The organism is Curtobacterium sp. MCPF17_003 (assembly GCF_003224385.1).
In the GTDB taxonomy this organism is placed as follows: Bacteria; Actinomycetota; Actinomycetes; order Actinomycetales; family Microbacteriaceae; genus Curtobacterium; species Curtobacterium flaccumfaciens.
The window spans coordinates 27,928-47,281 of the sequence record NZ_QKLC01000007.1 but is presented as its reverse complement, the minus strand read 5'-3'; the positions used below and the strand labels follow the sequence as shown (position 1 = coordinate 47,281).

Sequence of the window (19,354 nt, the reverse complement as noted above, 5' to 3'; positions counted from 1 at the left end):
TGACTGACACTGCCAATGACGCTCAGAAGACGGCCACACCGCCCACCACGCCCGTCCCCGTGAGTCCCGCCGCCGAACAGCAGGGCGCGACCGCGACGCTGACGTTCCCGGGTGGCACGGCGGAGTTCCCGATCCTGCAGAGCGTCGACGGCGCGTCCGCGATCGACATCTCGACCTTCAAGAAGCAGACCGGGATGAACACGCTCGACTACGGGTTCGTGAACACCGGTGCGACGAAGAGCGCGATCACCTACATCGACGGCGACCAGGGCATCCTGCGCTACCGCGGGTACCCGATCGACCAGATCGCCGGCAACTGCACCTTCCTCGAGGTCGCGTGGCTCCTGATCTACGGCGAGCTGCCGACCCCCACCGAGCTCGAGCAGTTCGACGCCCGCATCCGTCGGCACACCCTGCTGCACGAAGACCTCCGCCGCCTGTTCGACGCCCTGCCACACTCGGCGCACCCGATGTCCGTGCTCTCGAGCGCCGTGAGCGCCCTGTCCACGTACTACGAGGACGACATGGACGTCGACGACCCCGAGAAGGTCGAGCTGCAGACCGTCCGGCTCCTCGCCAAGCTCCCGGTCATCGCGGCCTACGCCCACAAGAAGGCCATCGGGCAGGCGTTCCTGTACCCGGACAACTCGCTGTCCTTCGTCGACAACTTCCTGCGGCTGAACTTCGGCACCATGGCCGAGACCTACAAGCCCAACCCGGTGCTCTCGAAGGCGCTCGAGCGGCTCCTCATCCTGCACGAGGACCACGAGCAGAACGCCTCGACCTCGACGGTGCGCATGGTCGGCTCGACGAAGGCGAACATGTTCGCCTCGATCTCGGCCGGCATCAACGCCCTGTACGGCCCGCTGCACGGCGGTGCGAACGAGGCCGTGCTCGAGATGCTCCAGCAGATCAAGGACTCGGGCGAGCCCGTCACGCGCTTCGTCGAGCGGGTGAAGAACAAGGAGCAGGGCGTCAAGCTCATGGGCTTCGGACACCGCGTCTACAAGAACTACGACCCGCGCGCCAAGCTCGTCAAGGAGTCCGCGCACGAGGTCCTCGAGTCCCTCGGCGTGCAGGACGACCTGCTCGACATCGCGATGGAGCTCGAGCAGATCGCGCTCGAGGACGAGTACTTCGTCAGCCGCAAGCTCTACCCGAACGTCGACTTCTACACCGGCATCATCTACAAGGCGATGGGCTTCCCGCCGCGGATGTTCACCGTCCTGTTCGCCATCGGTCGTCTGCCGGGCTGGATCGCCCAGTGGCGCGAGCTGAACAACGACCCGCTGAACAAGATCGGTCGCCCCCAGCAGCTCTACGTGGGCGCGCCCGAGCGCGACGTCCCCACGCGCTGACCGACTCCGAGCGCCCCGCCCCACGGTTCCGTGGCGCGGGGCGCTCGTGCGTGTGCGCCGGTTGGTATTCCGCCCGCTTGCAGGGAGGCGGGACGCGCCACTCGCCTCCGCCGAGTGGTCGCGAACTGTCGTCCGGCGGGTGTCGAACCGACGGTTCGTGCGCCCACGCCGCCCGCGGGCGGCGTGTCGTGACCGCTCGCGGGGCGGGGTGGGGCACTGGACGCAACGGCCTGGAGGCCCGGTGGCGGTCTCGTGGACCGGCACCGGGCCTCCAGGCGGTCGGGTCGGGCGCGGGGAGGCGGGGCGCGCCGCTCGCCTTCGCCGAGTGGTCGACAACTGTCGTCCGGCGGGTGTCGAACCGACGGTTCGTGCGCTCTCGGCGCCCGCGGGCGGCGTGTCGTGACCGCTCGCGGGGCGGGGTGGGGCTCTGGACGCAACGGCCTGGAGGCCCGGTGGCGGTCTCGTGGACCGGCGCCGGGCCTCCAGGCGGTCGGGTCGGGCGCGGGGAGGTGGGACGCGCCGCTCGCCTTCGCCGAGTGGTCGCGAACTGTCGTCCGGCGGGTGTCGAAACGACGGTTCGTGCGCCCACGCCGCCCGCGGGCGGCGTGTCGTGACCGCTCGCGGGGTGGGGCTCTGGGCGCAACGGCCTGGAGTCCCGGTGGCGGTCTCGTGGACCGGCACCGGGCCTCCAGGCGGGTGCGTCGGCCGCGGGACGCTACGCGTGCAGCGCGGTGTTCAGCTGGATGCCCTCGCCCTTGCGCTGCAGCGCCTCGACGGCGCCGCTGACGCTGTTGCGGCGGAACAGGATGTTCGGGGTTCCGGAGAGCTCGGCGGCCTTGACGGTCTTCGGGGTGCCGTCGGCGTTCGGGGCCGCGCCGACCAGCACCACCTTCGTGCCTGCCGTGACGTAGAGACCGGCCTCGATGACGGAGTCGTCGCCGAGCGAGATGCCGAGGCCCGCGTTCGCGCCGAGCAGCGCGCGTTCGCCGAGCGAGACACGGTGCGTGCCACCGCCGGACAGGGTGCCCATGATCGAGGCGCCGCCGCCGATGTCGGTGCCGTTGCCGACGACGACGCCCTGCGAGACGCGGCCCTCGATCATGGCGTCGCCGAGGGTGCCGGCGTTGAAGTTCACGAAGCCCTCGTGCATGACGGTCGTGCCCGGCGCCAGGTGTGCGCCGAGGCGGACGCGGTTCGCGTCGCCGATCCGCACGCGGTCCGGCACGACGTAGTCGACCAGGCGCGGGAACTTGTCGATCGCGTGCACGGCGATGCCGGCGCGCTGCAGCGACGGGCGCAGGCGCGTCAGGGACTCGGGGTGCACCGGGCCGGCGTTCGTCCACGCGACGATCGGCAGGTGGCCGAAGACACCGTCGAGGGAGACCTCGTTCGGGCGGACGTGCAGGTGGCTCAGCAGGTGCAGGCGGAGGTACGCGTCCGGGGTGCTCGTCGGGCCGGCGTCGATCGTGATCTCGGTGGTGACGGGCTCGATCCGGACCTCGCGGCGGGGGTCGTCACCGACGTGCGCCTGCAGCTCGGCAGGGAACACGGCGTCGGAGGGAAGCGCGCCGAGGTGCGTCTCGGGATACCAGGTGTCGAGCGTCGTGCCGTCGGCGGCGATCGTCGCGAGGCCGTGGCCCCAGGCGTGGGTCGGGCGGTCGGTGGCAGTCGTGTCGGTCACGGCTCCAGGGTACCGAGCGCCGGTCGGCAGGCACCGTCCGTCCGGACTGCCGGGGCGGTCGGGTTGCCGACCGTCCGGACTGCCGGGGCGGTTGGGTTGCCGACCGTCCGGACTGCCGGGGCGGTGCGAGGGGTGGCCGGTAGGCTGCCCGCATGCCGGAGCACCTCGACCTCACCGCCTCGTCCATCGACATCACCCGTGCCATCTGCGACATCGAGTCGGTGTCCGGCAACGAGCAGGCCCTCGCCGACGCGATCGAGGCCGTGCTCGCACCGCTTCCGCACCTCGAGGTGATCCGTGACGGCGACGCGATCGTGGCGCGGACGAACCTGGGCCGCGACCGCCGGGTCGTCATCGCCGGTCACATCGACACCGTCCCGCTCAACGACAACCTGCCGACCGAGTTCCGGACCGCCGAGGACGGCACCGAGATCCTCTGGGGCCGCGGCACCGTCGACATGAAGGCGGGCTGCGCGGTGCAGCTCAAGCTCGCGTACGACCTGGTCGACCCCTCGGTCGACGTCACGTGGGTCTGGTACGACCACGAAGAGGTGAGCGACGCCCTGAACGGTCTCGGCCGCCTGGCCCGGACGCGACCCGAACTCCTCGCCGCCGACTTCGCCATCCTGGGCGAGCCGTCCGGGGCGCAGATCGAGGGCGGGTGCAACGGCAACCTCCGCGCCGAGATCCGCACGTTCGGCAAGCGCTCGCACAGCGCCCGGAGCTGGATCGGCGACAACGCCATCCACAAGACGGCCCCGATCCTGGCCACCCTGGCCGAGTACGAGCCGCGTACCGTCACGGTCGACGGGCTCGAGTACCGCGAGGGCCTGAACGCGGTCGGCATCAGCGGCGGCATCGCGGGCAACATCATCCCGGACGAGGCGATGGTGCACGTGAACTACCGGTTCGCCCCCTCGCGCTCGGCCGACGAGGCCGTCGCCCACATCCGCGAGCTGTTCGACGGGTACGAGGTCACGATCGTCGACCTCGCCGCCGGTGCCCGCCCCGGTCTCGACGCCCCGCTCGCGCAGGACTTCGTCACCGCCGTCGGCGGACCGGAGCCCCGTCCGAAGTACGGCTGGACCGACGTCGCACGCTTCTCGGCGCTCGGGGTCCCCGCGGTCAACTACGGCCCCGGCGAGCCGGTCTTCGCCCACCACGACGACGAGCAGGTGCCGGTCGCGCAGATCACCGCGGTCGAGGCCGGGCTGCGTCGGTGGCTGACGGCCTGACGACGGCGGGGGCCACCCGGAGGACCCCTGCTCGGAGCCGCTGGCGGGCCCGGTACCGGGTCGTCCCGTGGTGGGTGCGCATCACGGTCGTCTACGTGCTGGCGCGGCTCGTCACCGGTGCCATGATGCTCGCGTTCGCGGGTGTGCAAGCGGCGAACTCGTTCACCGTGCAGAGCCCGGGCTACCTGTCGTTCGCGGCGATCTGGGACGGCGCCTGGTACCGCGTGATCGCCACGGGCGGGTACCCGTCGACGCTGCCGGTCGATGCCGCCGGGCACGTGACCGAGAACGCGTGGGCGTTCATGCCCGCGTACCCGTTCCTGGTGCGGGCGCTCATGACGCTCACCGGAGCGTCGTTCGAGTTCGTGGCGGTCTCGGTGTCGTTGCTCGCTGGACTCGGGGCCGCGCTGGTGTTCCGCCGGCTCATGGGCCGGTTCCTCGACCCCGCACGGGCGACGTTCGCCACGGTGCTGTTCTGCGTCGCACCGGTGTCGGCGATGTTCCAGGTGGCCTACGCGGAGGCGATGGGGCTGTTCCTGCTGCTCGTCGCGCTGCTGCTCATGGTGGACCGGCGGTGGTGGGCGATGCTGCCCGTCGTGCTGCTGCTCGGCATGACGCGACCGACGGGGCTCGCCTTCGCGTTCCTGGTGGTGCTCTTCGTGGCCGCGTGGGCGATCCGCCCGGCGTGGGTGCGCTCCTCGGAACCGCTGAGCCTCCGCCGGCTCGTACCGCCCGCGGTGGTCGCCACGGTGTCGGGTCTGGTCGGTCTGGCCTGGCCGGCGATCGCGTGGGCCGTCACCGGGGTGCCGAAGGCCTACACCGACACCGAGCTCGCCTGGCGGTCGTCGTACATCGGGTGGAAGGAACTCGTGCCGTTCGCGCCGTGGGTGCAGGGGTTCGGGTGGTGGTTCGGGCAGCCGGCCGGAACGGTGCTGCTCGTCGTCGTGCTCGCCGGGTTCGCCGCGTTCGTGTGCATGCCCGCCGCACGCTCGATCGGCATCGAGCTCCGACTCTGGGGCGTGGCGTACCTCGTGTACCTGCTCGCGGTGTTCTTCCCGCAGTCGAGCACGTGGCGCATCCTCGTGCCGATCGCGCCGTTGCTCGGTATCGTCGCGCTGCCACGGTCGCGGGTGTACCGCGTGGCCGTCGTCGTCGCGTTCGTCGGGCTGCAGTGGGTCTGGCTGTACTCCACGTGGTGGATCGACGGCTACGACTGGACCCCGCCGTGATCGATGCGGGGCGCCGGAGGCCCCTGGATCCGCGTTCTGCGGAGCATCCGGACGGCACATCCGACACCCCCAACCTGGGCGGTTTCGCAGTTGCCCCCTCCGTACGGGATAATGGGGCTGCATTTACTGCACGAAAGGGGACATCTGATGGCAGCCATGAAGCCGAGGACCGGTGACGGGCCGATGGAGGCTGTTAAGGAGGGTCGACTCATCATCGTGCGGGTTCCGCTCGAAGGTGGAGGCCGCCTGGTCGTCTCGGTCAACGATGCCGAGGCCAAGGAACTCCACGACGCACTCGCTGAGGTCGTCTCGGCCTAGTACGTCGAAGCACCAGAACGGAAGGCCCGGAGCGTGTACGCTCCGGGCCTTCCGTCTGTCCGCTGCCGACCCCGCGACGGGGCATCCGCGGCCCTGTCGGTGGGCTTCGGCAGGATGGGGCCGTGCCGAGGACGAGACTGCCGATCCGCCGTGTCGAGGAGTACGCGCCCGACCCGATGCGGCGCGACGTCTGGCCGGCCACGCTCGCGCCCGTGCGGCAGCTGCTCGACGACGGGCTCGACCTCGCTCCGGTGACGGTGCTGGTCGGTGAGAACGGTGCCGGCAAGTCCACCCTGGTCGAGGCGATGGCGCTCGCCTTCGGCATGGGGCCAGAGGGTGGCTCGACGAAGTCCGGGCACAGCACCCGCCCGAGCGAATCGCAGCTCTGGGAGCACATCGCCCTGCACCGGGAGCCCGGCGCGGTGCGGTCCGGCTTCTTCCTGCGCGCGGAGACCATGCACGGGGTCTTCACCTACCTCGAACAGCACCCCGGGGGAGCCGAGCCGCTGTTCCATGAGCGGAGCCACGGTGAGTCGTTCCTCGACTTCGTGATCCACCGGTCGCAGTGGCCCGGGCTCTGGATCCTCGACGAGCCGGAGTCCGCCCTGTCGTTCTCGGGGTGCCTGGCGCTGATCGGGCTCCTGCAGTCCATCGTCGAGACGGGTGTCGGCCAGGTCGTGCTCTCGACCCACTCACCCGTGCTCGCCGCGTTCCCCGGGGCCGAGATCCACGAGGTCGGCGAGTGGGGCCTGCGGCGCACAGAATGGCGCGACCTCGACCTGGTGCGGAACGAGCGTGCGTTCCTCGAGTCGCCCGAGCGGTACCTGCGGCACCTGGACTGACCTGCGCGTACGCCGGCGGGTCGAGCGCTAGTTGGTGACCTTCGTCAACTGCAGCAGTCCGTCACCGGCGGGCGACAGCGCGCTGCGCACCGCACCCGAGGTCGACACCTCGGTCAGGAGCAGCCGGAAGTCCGTGGTGGCGCGGTCGCGCTTCACCGGGTCGGCCACGCGTCCGCGCCAGAGGGCGTGCGGCACCAGGACGGTGCCACCCAGACGGGCGAGCCGCAGCCCGTGCTCGACGTACTCGATCACGTGCTCGGGGTCGGCGTCGACCAGGACGACGTCGTACGAGGCCTCGTTCATGCGGGGGAGCACCTGGTTCGCCCGACCGGGGATGAGCCGGATCCGTGCGGGAGCGGTGCCGGCGCTGATGTACGCGTCGCGGGCGAACTGCTGGTGGTCCACCTCGACGTCGATCGTGGTCAGGGTCGCGTTCGGGGCGCCGGCGAGCAGGTACAGGCCGGAGACCCCGAGGCCGGTGCCGATCTCGATGATGCTCGTGGCTCGCGAGGCTGCGGCGATGACGGCGATCTGCGCACCGATCGCGGGCGAGATCGCTTCGACCCCGAGTTCCAGGGAGTGCTCACGAGCACGGGCGATCGCCTCGGTCTCCGAGACGATGTCCTCGGCGAACTTCCAGTTCGACTCTTTCTCTGACACGCACACTCCGTTCGGGAGACAACTCTAGAGGTGCAACGCAGCAGCACGCGTTAGGCTCGCTCGCGTGGACATCCCGCTCGACAAGATCCTGATCATCGGGGTCATCGGCGTCCTCTTGCTCGGGCCGCAGCGCCTGCCGATGTACGCCCAGAAGCTGGCCGAGTTCGTCAAGGCCGTCCGTCGGTTCGCCGACACCGCGAAGGAGCGGATGCGCGACGAGATGGGCCCCGAGTTCGACGACATCGAGTGGCAGAAGCTCGACCCGCGCCAGTACGACCCGCGCCGCATCATCCGCGACGCCCTGCTCGACTCCGGCACCAGTGCCGCAGCCGTCCAGACCGCGCAGGTGACGGCCTCGAAGGTGCGCGCGACGGCTCCCGTCGTGCCGCTGGCCGCGGGTGAACCGGCACCCTTCGACGCCGAGGCGACCTGACGCCCGTCACGGGGTCGCGTCGCGATCCCGATGGCGAGTGGAATCGGGCGTACCTGGTCGGAAGGAACGACGGAGTACGCCCGATCCGACCAGGTACGCCCGGTTCTTCCCTACCTCAGGACCGCCAGGAAGCGGTCCGTCCAGGCGAGCGGCGCAGACCCGGCCACGGAGTTGCAGGTCGGCGATGCGGTGCTCTGCGCCGTCGGGCAGGGGGTGTCCCGGTCGAGCGACCAGGTGTGCACCCCGGCGAGCCCGTGTGACTTGGCGTACGCGGCGACGGTGTCGGCGTCCGCGAGGGTGAAGACCTCGTCGGTGGTGTCGTTGACGCCGATCATCGGGGTGACCTCGATCTTCGACGAGGCGATCCCGTAGGTGTGCTGCAGGTTCGTGACCGCCTGGATCGTGGACTGCCCCATCTGACACGTCGACCCGACGATGACGCAGTTGGCCGTGGTCGCGCGTCCGAAGTCCATCGTCATGAGGTTGATCGTGTAGTTCGACAGGGTCGACGCCTTGATCGCCTTGACGGTGGCGTCGCCGGTGCTGTTCAGCCCGCCGAACGAACCGTCGGACGCGGCCAGGGTTGCGAGCGTGAAGGAGAAGCGCAGGCCCGGGTACTTCGACTGCGCCAGGGCCGCAGCGCTCACCAGGTTCTGCACGTCTGCCGCGGACTGCCCGCTCTCGATGTCGAAGTCGACGCCGATCATGTGCGGGGAGGCGTAGCGGGCGATGAAGGACTGCAGCGCGGCGCCGGAGCACTTGAACGAGCCTGCGGCGCCACCGGTGCTGACGATGTAGTTCACCCCGGCCGCGTCGAGCTTCGCGATGTTGGCGCTGGCGAACGCGTCGGCAGCGACTCCGCCCCAGTTCTCGCTGCCGCAGGTGCCGGTCGCGAAGGCGAGCGTGATGGCCTTGAGGCCCGGTTCCCGCGTCGACACCAGGCTGTTGCTCGACCCGACGACCGGGATCCGTGTGCCGGTGACCGCGGTGTTCATGACGTTCGTGTTCCAGTCGAGGTTCACGGTGATGTCCTTGTACGGGCTGAACACCAGGCCGCTCGCGGTGCCGGTGCTGCCGTTGCCGGGCGTGGTGGTCCCGCCACCGCCCGGGGTCGTGGTCCCGCCGCCGGTGCTGCCGCCGGTGCAGGCGCCGGCCGACGTCCACGGCTGACCGCTGCCGGTCGCCCCGGAGTGGGTCGCGGGCTCGTCGCCCTGTGTCCACCAGTTCGCGGTGTAGTTCGAGCCGTTCTCGCTCACGGTTGCTCCGCCGTTGTAGGCGGTGCCGGCGCTCCAGGCGGTCGCGCAGGTCGTCGCGGCGAGGGCGGGTGCCGCAGCGAGCGAGCCCCCTGCGACGATGACGGCGGCGATGGCGGCCACGAGGCCCGATCGCACGCGGGTGTTCTGGTTCACACGGTTCTCCTGTCCTCGGTCGGACGTCGTCGTCCGGCGGGTGGAGCCCTCACGAGACATTCCGCAAGGGCATTGTGTAATGCCCTTGCATAATGCGCCGTGGTAGAACGACCTGTCCATGAACGAACGCACAGGATGCGTCGAACGGACCAGGGGTCGAGATCAGTCTCGCGTCGCGATGATCGTGTACGTGGTCGGGATGCGGTCACGGTCGTGCTCCGGCCAGGCCCACGAGCCGGTGCCGGTCTCGACCATGCGGGGGCTGAACCGCCACGGCAGGGTCCGGCCCTCGTCGAGCCGTCGGAGCCGCAGTCCGGCGCCGAGCAGGGCGTTCACGATCTCGGACAGCGGGTGCGGCCACTCGAAGGTGCGGGTGTTCGCCACCGCGCCGTCGCCGGCGTAGGTACCGGCGTCGTCCCACTGCTGGGCCGTGCCGTCGGGGAAGTACCGGTACCGGGTGACGAGCTCGTCGGCGTCCTCGTCGAGGGCGTACATCGCCGGGTGGCCGTCGCGGATGAAGAACACGCCGCCGGGGCGCAGCAGGCCAGCGACCTGCGCAGCCCAGCGGTCGAGGTCGGGGAGCCAGCAGATGGTGCCGATGCTCGTGTACACGACGTCGAAGTCACCGGTGACGGCGGCCCGGGCATCGAGGACGTCGGTCTCGACCCAGGTGACGTCGAGGCCGAGCCGTGATGCGAGTCCGGCGGCCGAGGCGAGGGCCGCGGGGGAGAAGTCGACGCCGGTCAATCGGGCGCCCTCGCGGGCGAGCGAAACCGTGTCGGTGCCGATGTGGCACTGCAGGTGACAGTCGTCGAGGCCCGCGAGTGAGCCGTTCGGTACCCAGGGCGTCAGGGCCGGCAGGTCTTCGCGGACGACGTCGGAGCGGTGGCCGGGGTCGGACAGGGCATCGATCGCGTAGGCACCCTCGTGGATCGGCACCCGGTCGTCCCAGTTCGCGCGGTTGGTGGCGCGTGCGTGGTCCCAGTCGACATCGACGTGATCCGTGCTCATGACCCCGAGCCTAGGACAGCGACAACCCGAGCTTCCGGCCGGCGAGCCCGCGTCCCATCGTGGTGATCCGGTGGGCGATCGCCGTCAGGGCAACGGCTGACGGGTCCTCCGGGGCGCCGAGCACCACCGGCACCCCCGCGTCGCCGCCCTCGCGCAGCGGCACGGACAGCGGTACGCTGCCGAGCACCCGAACAGGGGTGTCCTGCCCGCGGGAGAGTCGTGCGGCGGTCTCGGCGCCACCGCCCTCGCCGAACAGGTGCAGGACCGAGCCGTCGGGCTGCACGAGCCCGGCCATGTTCTCGATCACGCCGATGACCCGCTGCCCGGTCTGCCGAGCGACGATCCCGCTGCGCTCGGCGACGTCGGCGGCGGCGGCCTGCGGGGTCGTCACGACCAGGACCTCGGCGTGCGGCAGCAGCTGCCCCACCGAGATCGCGACGTCGCCGGTGCCCGGAGGCAGGTCGAGCAGCAGGACGTCGAGGTCACCGAACCACACATCGGTCAGGAACTGGTTCACGGTGCGGTGCAGCATCGGTCCGCGCCACGACACCGCGGTCGAGACGTCGTCGACGAACATGCCGATCGAGACGACCTTCACGTCGTGCGCCACCGGCGGCAGGATCATGCTGTCCACCCGCGTCGGGCGGGGTGCGACCCCGTGCTCGTCGGTCAGGCCCATCAGGCCGGGGACGCTGAAGCCGTGCACGTCGACGTCGACGACCCCGACCCGCAAGCCCCGGAGGGCGAGCGCGACGGCGAGGTTCACGGTGACGGTGGACTTGCCGACGCCGCCCTTGCCGCTCGTGACGGCGATGACGCGGGTGAGCGAGTCCGCGGTGAACTGGACGCCCTTCGGCCGACCGGCTCGCAGCCGCTCGGTCAGCGCGGCGCGTGTGGCCGGGGCCATCACGGACACGTCGACGTCGACTGCCGCGACCCCCGGGACGGACCCGGCGGCGACGCGGACGTCGCGCTCGATGGTGTCGGCGGCGGGGCAGCCCACGATCGTGAGCTGCAGGTCGACGCGCACCGTGCCTCCTGGCTGCACGTCGACACCGCGGATCATGTCGAGCTCCGTGACGGGGCGGCGGATCTCGGGGTCGATGACGCGGCCGAGCGCGGCGAGGACCGCCGTGCCGAGCTGTTCGTCGGTGGGGACGGCGTCAGCCACGGGTGGAGCTGTCGTGTTCGTCCGCGTAGCCGGCCTCGTCGGCGTCGCGGCGGTCGAGTTCCTCGAGCAGGGAGCGGAGCTCGGCGCGGATGAAGTCCTTCGACGCCATGTCCCGCATCGCCAGGCGCAGGGCCACGACCTCGCGGGCCAGGTACTCGGTGTCGGCCAGGTTGCGTTCGGCGCGCTGGCGGTCCTGCTCGAACTGCACGCGGTCGCGGTCGTCCTGCCGGTTCTGCGCGAGCAGGATCAGCGGGGCGGCGTACGAGGCCTGCAGCGAGAGCACGAGCGTCAGAGCCGTGAAGCCGATGGCCGCCGAGTCGAACTGCCACGGCTTCGGCGCCAGGGTGTTGTAGCCCATCCAGACCACGCAGAACAGCGTGAGCCCGATGAGGAACCAGGGCGTGCCCATGCCGCGGGCGATGCCCTCGGTCGCGCGACCGAAGGTGTCCCCGCGACCACGGCGGCGGCTGGGGAGCACACGCGTGCGCATGCCCTTCGGGGAGTCGAGCCGGACCTCTTGCCGGTCACGGTCGCGACGGTTGTCATCCGTTCGGGCCACGGGTGGTCCTCCTTCCCGTCGTCACGGGTGTCCTGCGCGGGCGTTGGCGTGGAAGCGGTGAGGGTTCCCCCTCGCCCTGACTTCGCCAGTCGTCCGGCAGGACGTGGTCGAGGACATCGTCGATCGTCACCACCCCGACGAGACGGTGGGCGTCGTCGACCACGGGGACGGACAGCAGGTTGTAGGTCGCCATGATGCGGGTGACCTCGGCGGCGCTTGCGTCGACCCGGACCGGTTCGGTCTGCTGGTCGATGAGCGTGCCGAGCCGCTCGTTCGGCGGGTAGCGGAGCATCCGCTGGAAGTGCACGAGCCCGAGGAACCGACCGGTCGGCGGCTCGTACGGCGGCAGGGTGACGCAGACGGCGGCGCCGAGCACCGGCGCGAGCTCGTGGCGGCGGACCAGCGCGAGGCCCTCGGCCACGGTGGCGTCGGCCGAGACGATCACCGGTTCGGTGGTCATCAGACCACCGGCGGTGTCCGGCTCGTACTCCAGGAGCATGCGGACGTCCTGTGCCTCCTCCGGCTCCATGAGCTGCAGGAGGGCTTCGCTCCGCTCGTCGGAGAACTGGGCGAGGACGTCGGCCGCGTCGTCCGGCTGCATCTGGTCGAGGACGTCGGCGGCACGGGCGTCGACCAGGCGGGTGAGGATCTCGATGCGCTCCTGGTCGGGCATCTCCTCGAGCACGTCGGCGAGGCGGTCGTCGGGAAGTTCCTCGGCGACCTCGAACCGGCGCTCGGCGGGCAGGTCGAGCAGCGTCGACGCCAGGTCGGCCGGCAGCAGGTCGGAGTAGGCGGCGATCACGTGCTCGGCGGACTGGGCCTCGCCGGGGAGCTCGTCCTCGGTGACCTCGTTCCACGTCGCGAACGTCGTGGGGCCCTTGCCGAACGGCGACGGCGTGGTCTTCGGCTTGCGGAGGAAGAGCTGCGCGACCTCCCAGTCGCCCTGCCCGCGGTCCTCGATCGCGACGTCCTCGATGGTGGCGCGGATCCGCTGGTTCTTGATGAGCACCTTGCGGCCGAGCATCTCGGCGATGACGCGGACCTCGCCGCCGCGCTGCTCGAAGCGGCGCATGTTGACCAGACCGGTCGTGATGACCTGCCCGGCACCGATGGAGGTGATGCGGCCGATGCTCACGAAGATGCGGCGCTTGCCGGGCACCTCGACGATGAGCCCGACGACGTGCGGGGGATCGGCCCGGCGGTAGACGACCAGGACGTCCCGGACCCTGCCGACGCGGTCGCCCGCGGGGTCGAAGACGGAGCACCCGGCGAGGCGGGCGACGAAGACCTTCGTGGCGCTCACCCGACCCAGCGTAGTCGCTCGGGTGTGGGGGTTCGCTCGCGCGGTCAACGGCGCCGTCGGCGCCGACCGGTCGGCGGCTTCCCTGAGAGTGCACGTGCGATTGCAAGGTGTGCGGTGAATGATGGCTGTGTGAGCAATCAGAGCCCCTTCGCCGGCAGGACCGCCCAGGCGTTCCCGACGCTGCCCAAGGGCGACGTCCTGGGAACGTACGACAGCTACCCTGACGCGCAGCGCGTGGTGGCGAAGTTGGCCGAGGCCGACTTCCCCGTCAACCAGCTCTCGATCGTCGGCAACGACCTGAAGACGGTCGAACGGGTCACCGGCAAGATGACCTACGGCCGTGCCGCCATCGCCGGCGCGCTGTCCGGGCTGTGGCTCGGCATCTTCTTCGGCATCGTGCTCACGCTGTTCTCGCCAAGCGCCGGCGGCCTGATCCTGGCCGCCGCGATCATCGGTGCCGCGTTCGGCATGCTCTACGGCATCGTCTCGTTCGCGATCACGAAGCGGCAGCGCGACTTCACGAGCGTGCACCAGGTGCTCGCCACGAACTACCAGATCGTCGTCAACCCGCAGCTGACCGGGCAGGCGCAGCGGATCCTCGGCGAGCACGGGGCGACCCCGTCCACGCACTGGAACGACGCTCCCCAGCAGCAGCAGCAGCAGCAGCAGCAGCCGTGGCGTCCGGGCCCCGGCGGGGTCCCGCCGCAGCAGCAGTCACCGTACGGCGGACACGCCACGCCGCACCAGCAGCCGGGAGGCCCGCAGAACCCCGGCACGTCGGCCCCCGGCGCGCAGGCCGGTGCGCCTTCGGACCCGCCGCGCTACGGCACGAACGACGGACCCCGGTACGGGGAGACCCCCGAGACGGTTGCCGCCCCCGCGGCCCCGCCGGTGCCGGAGCGCCGGCCCGAGGAGCCGCCGCGCTACGGCGAGCGGGTCGCCGGTGCCACGCCGCCGGAGCCCTCGTCCTCGCCGGACGCCCAGCGCGACGGCGACGGGGACGGGGACAGCGACCGCCGCTAGCCGCGCTTCGGCTGGCGCGATCGGGCTTGGACGGGTTTGGTCCGTGGTCGGGGACCCGGTCGGGCGCCAGGTCGTTCGACACGCCGTTCACGTCCGCCGAGGTCGCTCGAACTGTCGCCGTCGAGCACCGCGGGCGGCACGTCGTGTGACCTCAGCGGCGCGGTCCGAGAGATCCGGGCGGTCCGGGCGGTCTGGGCGGTCGCAACACCCCGCGCGCACGGCGTCGACCGGTCGGAGATCGTCGTTCGGCGTCGGCCCAGACGACGGCTCGTGACCACTCGGCCTCGGGCAGACGGCGCGTCGTGACCGGGCGCGGTGCGAGCTTGCGCGCGGCACCCCGAGCACCGCGTCGCACGGCACCGCGAGCACGGCATCGCACGGCACCGCACGGCACGGCACGGAATCGCACCGCACGGCACGGCACGGAATCGCACGGCACGGCACGGCACGGAATCGCACGGCACGGCACGGCACGGAATCGCACGGCACTTCACCGCACGGCGCCGCACGGCACGGACTCGCCGGGCAGGTTCGGTACGGCTAGAGGACCTTCGAGTAGCAGACCGACAGGGGCGCCCCGACGTAGGGTCCGAAGTTCGCGATCCGCCGGAACCCCTCGCGCTGGTAGAAGCCGACGGCGCGCTGCTGCTCCGTGCCCGTCTCGAGGACGAGCGCCGGAGACCCGAGGTCGAGTGCGGCCTCTTCCAGCCGTCGCAGCAACGCAGCCGCGACGCCGGTCCCGCGGGATTCCGGTCGGACGTACATCCGCTTGATCTCGGCGATGCCGTCGTCGACGATGCGCAGGCCGCCGCATCCCAGGGGAGTACCGGATTCGTCCCGCGCGACGAAGAACACCGCGATCGACTCGGCGGTCGGCTTCTCACCCGGTTCGGTGTCGCCGCCGTGCGCCCGGTCGATCTCCAGGCGCTGAGCAGCGCGGAGTCGCTGGGCGTCGGGCGAGTCGAAGTGCTCGACCTCGATCGAGAAGGTGTTCGGGGAGGCCTCGGGCATGGTCACCCGATCAGGCTAGCGGCCCGAGCGGGCGATCCACCCCTCCACTTCCGAGGGGGTCCGGGGGATGCCGACGGACAGGTTCTCGGCTCCGTCCTCGGTCACCAGGATGTCGTCTTCGATGCGGACACCGATGCCACGGAACTCCTCCGGCACGGTCAGGTCGTCCTGCTGGAAGTACAGCCCGGGCTCGATCGTGAAGACCATGCCGGCCTGCACGGTGCCGTCGAGGTACATCTCGCGGCGGGCCTTGGCGCAGTCGTGCACGTCGAGCCCGAGGTGGTGGCTCGTGCCGTGCACCATGTAACGGCGGTGGAACTGGTTGTCCGGCTCGAGCGACTCGGCGGCCGAGACCGGCAGGAAGCCCCACTCGGCGGTCTTTCGCGCGATGACCTCCATCGCGGTGGCGTGCACCTGCCGGAACGTGATGCCCGGCTTGACGATCGCGAACGCGGCATCGGCGGCTTCGAGCACTGCTTCGTAGACCATGCGCTGCACGGGCGAGAACGTGCCGCTCACCGGGAGCGTGCGGGTGATGTCGGCGGTGTAGAACGAGTCGACCTCGACCCCGGCGTCGATGAGGATGAGGTCGCCCGGCTGCACGGCGCCGTCGTTGCGGGTCCAGTGCAGGATGCAGGCGTGGTGGCCCGAGGCGGCGATGGTGTCGTAGCCCACGGTGTTCCCGTCGGCGCGCGCCCGGCGGTTGAACGTGCCCTCGACGATGCGCTCCCCGCGCGGGTGCGCGAGCACGGCCTCGAAGTCGGCGATGACGTCGTCGAACCCGTGCTTCGTGGCGTCGACGGCCTTGCGGAGCTCGCGGACCTCGTACGCGTCCTTGACCAGTCGCAGCTCGGACAGGTCGCGGGAGAGCAGGTCGTCGGTGGCCGGCGACCCCTCGGTCTCGTCCGCGCCACCGATCGCCGCACCGATGCGGGCGTCGAGGGAACGGGTCAGGTCGTCGTCGGCTTCGCGCACGAGCAGCGCCGACGCGTCGATTGCATCGGCGACGGCCGTGAACGCGCCGAGGTCGGCCGTGGCCAGCCCGAGGTCGGCGGCGACGGCGTCGAGCGAGGGGCGCGGACCGACCCAGAACTCGCCGATCTCGGGGTTGGCGTAGAACTCTTCCGAGTCGCGGCCGGCGGTGGCGCGGAAGTACAGCGTGGCGTCGTGCCCGGAGCCGTTCGGCGTCATCACGAGCACGGAGCCGACGACGGTGTCGGTGCCCCAGCCCGTCAGGTGCGCGAAGGTGGAGTGCGGGCGGAACGGGTAGTCGCAGTCGTTCGAGCGGGCCTTGGCCTGCCCGGCCGGCACCACGATCGTGCGGCCCGGGTGCAGCTGGGAGATGCGCGCGCGACGCTCGGCGGCGAACGCGGCCTGCTCGCGGGGTTCGGGCTGCTCCTCGCCACGGTCGGCCCACTGCGACCCGATGAAGTCCTTGAAGGTCGAGGACCCGGGGGTCGTGGATCGGTTGCTCGTCGCGCGGGGAGTCGTGTCGGCCATGCGTCCATCATCGCACCGCCCGGGGACACCCGGCCTGTGCGGCTGCTCACCTGTGGATAGCATTGGCCACGTGCCAGACCCGTTCATCGACCTGCACGCGCACTCCAGTGTCTCCGACGGCACCGAGCGTCCCGCGGAGCTCGTCCGAGCGGCCGCGGCCGCCGGACTCGACGCCGTCGCGCTGACGGACCACGACACGACCGCGGGGTGGGCGGATGCCGCGGCCGCGGCGCACGAGCTGCCCCTGACCCTGCTGCCGGGCCTCGAACTGAGCACCCGGATCGGCTACCGCAGCGTGCACGTGCTCGGCTACCTGGTGGACCCCGAGCACCCCGGACTGGTCGAGGAGACGACCCGGATCCGTGACGGCCGGCTCTCCCGGGCCCACCGCATGGTCGACCGCATCGCCGAGGACCACCCGATCACCTGGGCGGACGTCCTGGCCCAGTCCAGCCCCGGTGCCACGATCGGCCGTCCGCACATCGCAGACGCCCTGGTCGCCCGCGGGCTCGAGTCCGACCGGTCCGCGGCGTTCCGCGGCATCCTGCACCCGGCGTCCGGCTACTACGAACCCCACGAGGCACCGTCGCCCCTGCGCGGCGTCGAACTCATCCGGCAGGCCGGCGGTGTGCCCGTCATCGCGCACCCGGCGGCGTCCTCGCGCGGGATCGTCATCGACGAGCCGATGCTCCGCGACCTCGTCGACGCCGGGCTCGGCGGACTCGAGGTCGACCACCGCGAGAACCTGGCACACGGCAAGCGCACCCTGCTCGACTGGGCGACGCGCTACGGCCTGTTCGTCACCGGTTCGAGCGACTACCACGGCACCGGCAAGCCGAACCGGCTGGGGGAGCACCGCACCGCACGCGTCTCGTTCGACGTGATCGTGTCCGAGGCCACCGGCAGCGCTCCGATCGTCGGCCCCGGTTCGCGTCTGGCCTGACGGCAGCCCGCCGCGTCTTCGGCCCGGCCGACGGTCCACGCGTCGGCGTCCACGTGAACCGTCGCTGCGCGCGTGACGCCGGTCCGCGGGTGGGGACGACGAAGGGCCCGTCGCGTCAGCGACGGGCCCTTCGGTGTGGAGGCGCTACTCGCCGTCCGACGTGCCCTGCGGTGCCGAGGCGGTCGCCGAGGCATCGCCGGTCCCGGCTCCGCGACGGCGGCGACGGCGGCGACGCTTCGCGGCGCCGTCGGTGGTGGAGCCACCCTCGGCGGCCGAGCCGTCCTCGGTGCCCGCCGCGGCGGTGGGGGCGACCGACTCGGTGGCCGGAGCCTGCGGGGCGGACTGCTCCGAGCCTCCTGACCGGGTGCGGCTGCGCGACCGCGAACGCGACGCGTCACGCGAACCCGAGGCCGGGCGGTCGCCGGTGCGCTTCTCGACGGGGGCGCCGGCAGAGGCGGCGTGCGACGACGAGCCGGGCAGACGGCCCTTGGTGCCCTTGGGGATGTCGAGTTCCTCGAACAGGTGGGGCGACGACGAGTAGGTCTCGACGGGCTCGGGGATGCCGAACTCGAGGGCCTTGTCGATCAGCGTCCACTTGTGCAGGTCGTCCCAGTCGACGAACGTGACCGCGATGCCGGTCTTGCCAGCGCGGCCCGTGCGGCCGGCACGGTGCAGGTACGTGTCCGGGTCGTCCGGGATCGTGTGGTTGATCACGTGCGTGACGTCGTCCACGTCGATGCCGCGTGCGGCGACGTCGGTGGCGATGAGCACGTCACGCTTGCCGGCCTTGAACGCCGCCATCGCGCGCTCGCGCTGCTCCTGGTTGAGGTCGCCGTGCACCGCTGCGGCGTTGAACCCGCGGTCCTTCAGCTCCTCGACGAGCTTCGCCGCGGCGCGCTTGGTGCGGGTGAAGATCACGGTCTTGCCGCGGCCCTCGGCCTGGAGGATGCGGGCGATGACCTCGTCCTTGTCCAGGGAGTGCGCGCGGTAGATGAGGTGCTTGATGTTGGCCTGCATGAGGCCCTCGTTTGGGTCGGTCGCCCGGATGTGCACCGGACGGCTCATGAACCGGCGGGCGAGGGCGACGATCGGCGCGGGCATCGTCGCCGAGAACAGCATCGTGTGCCGCACCTCGGGGACGGCCTGGAAGATGCGCTCGATGTCCGACAGGAACCCGAGGTCGAGCATGCGGTCGGCCTCGTCGAGCACGACCTCTTGCACGTGGGAGAGGTCGAGCAGACGCTGCCGCTGCAGGTCGATGAGTCGCCCGGGCGTGCCGACGACGATCTGGGCGCCGGCCTTGAGCTGCTCCACCTGGCCTTCGTAGGCCTTGCCGCCGTAGATCGAGACGACCGTGGTCGGGCGGTTCGAGGCCGCGAGCTCGAGGTCCTCGGTGACCTGGACCGCGAGTTCACGGGTCGGGACGACGACGAGCGCCTTCACGCCGTGCGCCGGGTCGGCACCGAGCCGCTGGATCAGCGGCAGGCCGAAGCCGAGCGTCTTGCCGGTACCTGTCTTGGCCTGGCCGATGATGTCCTGGCCGGTCAGGCCGAGCGGGATGGTCTGTTCCTGGATCGGGAAGGGCTCGATGATGCCCTTGCCTGCCAGTGCATCGACGATGTCCTGGTCGATGTTGAGGTCTGAGAAAGTCAAAGAATCACCTTAGTT

Annotated in this window: 18 protein-coding genes; 8 read left to right on the top strand and 10 right to left on the bottom strand. The window is 71.2% G+C overall.

Going from position 1 to position 19,354, the window contains the following annotated elements; all coding sequences use genetic code 11:
• The first annotated feature begins 59 nt into the window (after positions 1 to 59).
• Positions 60 to 1,358, top strand: coding sequence for a citrate synthase (locus tag DEJ30_RS08865; protein WP_110860547.1), 1,299 nt, complete (start codon positions 60 to 62; stop codon positions 1,356 to 1,358).
• Positions 1,359 to 2,073: 715 nt separating this feature from the next.
• Here the strand turns inward: DEJ30_RS08865 and dapD are convergent.
• A complete protein-coding gene (gene dapD, locus DEJ30_RS08860; protein ID WP_110860545.1) occupies positions 2,074 to 3,039 on the bottom strand; it encodes a 2,3,4,5-tetrahydropyridine-2,6-dicarboxylate N-succinyltransferase in 966 nt (321 codons plus the stop codon).
• A 152-nt stretch (positions 3,040 to 3,191) separates the two neighbouring features.
• On the opposite strand from dapD, the gene dapE reads away from it, so the two are divergent.
• From dapE to DEJ30_RS08840, 4 genes are all read left to right on the top strand, one after another.
• Positions 3,192 to 4,274 (top strand): succinyl-diaminopimelate desuccinylase, encoded by a 1,083-nt coding sequence (gene dapE, locus DEJ30_RS08855; RefSeq protein ID WP_110860543.1) that lies wholly within the window; start codon positions 3,192 to 3,194, stop codon positions 4,272 to 4,274.
• Positions 4,259 to 5,503 (top strand): hypothetical protein, encoded by a 1,245-nt coding sequence (locus DEJ30_RS08850; RefSeq protein WP_110860541.1) that lies wholly within the window; start codon positions 4,259 to 4,261, stop codon positions 5,501 to 5,503. Before dapE ends, DEJ30_RS08850 begins: the two co-directional genes overlap by 16 nt.
• Positions 5,504 to 5,650: 147 nt before the next feature.
• Entirely contained in the window at positions 5,651 to 5,821 is a 171-nt protein-coding gene (locus DEJ30_RS08845) for a DUF3117 domain-containing protein (RefSeq protein ID WP_017887054.1), read from the top strand.
• A gap of 122 nt (positions 5,822 to 5,943) precedes the next feature.
• Complete coding sequence (locus tag DEJ30_RS08840) at positions 5,944 to 6,663, top strand: AAA family ATPase (protein WP_258369883.1); 720 nt, start codon at positions 5,944 to 5,946, stop codon at positions 6,661 to 6,663.
• Between the two features lie 27 nt (positions 6,664 to 6,690).
• Here the strand turns inward: DEJ30_RS08840 and DEJ30_RS08835 are convergent, their stop codons facing one another.
• On the bottom strand, positions 6,691 to 7,323 hold the full coding sequence (locus DEJ30_RS08835; RefSeq protein ID WP_027464569.1) for an O-methyltransferase: 633 nt from the start codon (positions 7,321 to 7,323) through the stop codon (positions 6,691 to 6,693).
• 64 nt (positions 7,324 to 7,387) lie between these two features.
• Here DEJ30_RS08835 and DEJ30_RS08830 point away from each other — a divergent pair, with 64 nt between their 5' ends.
• Positions 7,388 to 7,756, top strand: coding sequence for a twin-arginine translocase TatA/TatE family subunit (locus tag DEJ30_RS08830; RefSeq protein WP_027464570.1), 369 nt, complete (start codon positions 7,388 to 7,390; stop codon positions 7,754 to 7,756).
• Between the two features lie 110 nt (positions 7,757 to 7,866).
• Here DEJ30_RS08830 and DEJ30_RS18610 read toward each other — a convergent pair whose 3' ends face one another.
• The 5 genes from DEJ30_RS18610 to DEJ30_RS08805 form a co-directional block, all read right to left on the bottom strand.
• A complete protein-coding gene (locus DEJ30_RS18610; protein ID WP_220032945.1) occupies positions 7,867 to 9,165 on the bottom strand; it encodes a carbohydrate-binding protein in 1,299 nt (432 codons plus the stop codon).
• Between the two features lie 162 nt (positions 9,166 to 9,327).
• Positions 9,328 to 10,176 (bottom strand): bifunctional 2-polyprenyl-6-hydroxyphenol methylase/3-demethylubiquinol 3-O-methyltransferase UbiG, encoded by an 849-nt coding sequence (locus tag DEJ30_RS08820; protein WP_110860539.1) that lies wholly within the window; start codon positions 10,174 to 10,176, stop codon positions 9,328 to 9,330.
• A 10-nt stretch (positions 10,177 to 10,186) separates the two neighbouring features.
• Positions 10,187 to 11,347: a P-loop NTPase gene (locus DEJ30_RS08815; protein ID WP_110860537.1), complete on the bottom strand. Its 1,161-nt coding sequence runs from the start codon at positions 11,345 to 11,347 to the stop codon at positions 10,187 to 10,189.
• Positions 11,340 to 11,837 (bottom strand): DUF1003 domain-containing protein, encoded by a 498-nt coding sequence (locus DEJ30_RS08810; protein ID WP_042539423.1) that lies wholly within the window; start codon positions 11,835 to 11,837, stop codon positions 11,340 to 11,342. The genes DEJ30_RS08815 and DEJ30_RS08810 overlap by 8 nt, the downstream gene beginning before the upstream one ends.
• Positions 11,838 to 11,889: 52 nt before the next feature.
• Complete coding sequence (locus DEJ30_RS08805; protein ID WP_027464574.1) at positions 11,890 to 13,209, bottom strand: magnesium transporter MgtE N-terminal domain-containing protein; 1,320 nt, start codon at positions 13,207 to 13,209, stop codon at positions 11,890 to 11,892.
• 129 nt (positions 13,210 to 13,338) lie between these two features.
• On the opposite strand from DEJ30_RS08805, the gene DEJ30_RS08800 reads away from it, so the two are divergent.
• Complete coding sequence (locus DEJ30_RS08800) at positions 13,339 to 14,232, top strand: general stress protein (RefSeq protein ID WP_110860535.1); 894 nt, start codon at positions 13,339 to 13,341, stop codon at positions 14,230 to 14,232.
• 540 nt (positions 14,233 to 14,772) lie between these two features.
• Here DEJ30_RS08800 and DEJ30_RS08790 read toward each other — a convergent pair.
• Both DEJ30_RS08790 and DEJ30_RS08785 read right to left on the bottom strand, forming a co-directional pair.
• Positions 14,773 to 15,243, bottom strand: a complete 471-nt coding sequence (locus DEJ30_RS08790) for a GNAT family N-acetyltransferase (protein WP_181420080.1) — start codon at positions 15,241 to 15,243, stop codon at positions 14,773 to 14,775.
• 15 nt (positions 15,244 to 15,258) lie between these two features.
• Complete coding sequence (locus DEJ30_RS08785) at positions 15,259 to 16,743, bottom strand: aminopeptidase P family protein (RefSeq protein ID WP_110860531.1); 1,485 nt, start codon at positions 16,741 to 16,743, stop codon at positions 15,259 to 15,261.
• Between the two features lie 70 nt (positions 16,744 to 16,813).
• On the opposite strand from DEJ30_RS08785, the gene DEJ30_RS08780 reads away from it, so the two are divergent.
• Positions 16,814 to 17,686 (top strand): PHP domain-containing protein, encoded by an 873-nt coding sequence (locus DEJ30_RS08780; RefSeq protein ID WP_110860529.1) that lies wholly within the window; start codon positions 16,814 to 16,816, stop codon positions 17,684 to 17,686.
• A 144-nt stretch (positions 17,687 to 17,830) separates the two neighbouring features.
• Here the strand turns inward: DEJ30_RS08780 and DEJ30_RS08775 are convergent, their stop codons facing one another.
• On the bottom strand, positions 17,831 to 19,339 hold the full coding sequence (locus DEJ30_RS08775) for a DEAD/DEAH box helicase (RefSeq protein WP_110860527.1): 1,509 nt from the start codon (positions 19,337 to 19,339) through the stop codon (positions 17,831 to 17,833).
• Between the last annotated feature and the right edge of the window lie 15 nt (positions 19,340 to 19,354).

Coding starts and splice junctions, on each gene's coding strand:
- dapE (WP_110860543.1), top strand. CDS start 3,192: ATGCCGGAGCACCTCGACCTCACCGCCTCGTCCATCGACATCACCCGT.
- DEJ30_RS08845 (WP_017887054.1), top strand. CDS start 5,651: ATGGCAGCCATGAAGCCGAGGACCGGTGACGGGCCGATGGAGGCTGTT.
- DEJ30_RS08820 (WP_110860539.1), bottom strand. CDS start 10,176: ATGAGCACGGATCACGTCGATGTCGACTGGGACCACGCACGCGCCACC.
- DEJ30_RS08810 (WP_042539423.1), bottom strand. CDS start 11,837: ATGCGCACGCGTGTGCTCCCCAGCCGCCGCCGTGGTCGCGGGGACACC.
- DEJ30_RS08790 (WP_181420080.1), bottom strand. CDS start 15,243: ATGCCCGAGGCCTCCCCGAACACCTTCTCGATCGAGGTCGAGCACTTC.
- DEJ30_RS08785 (WP_110860531.1), bottom strand. CDS start 16,743: ATGGCCGACACGACTCCCCGCGCGACGAGCAACCGATCCACGACCCCC.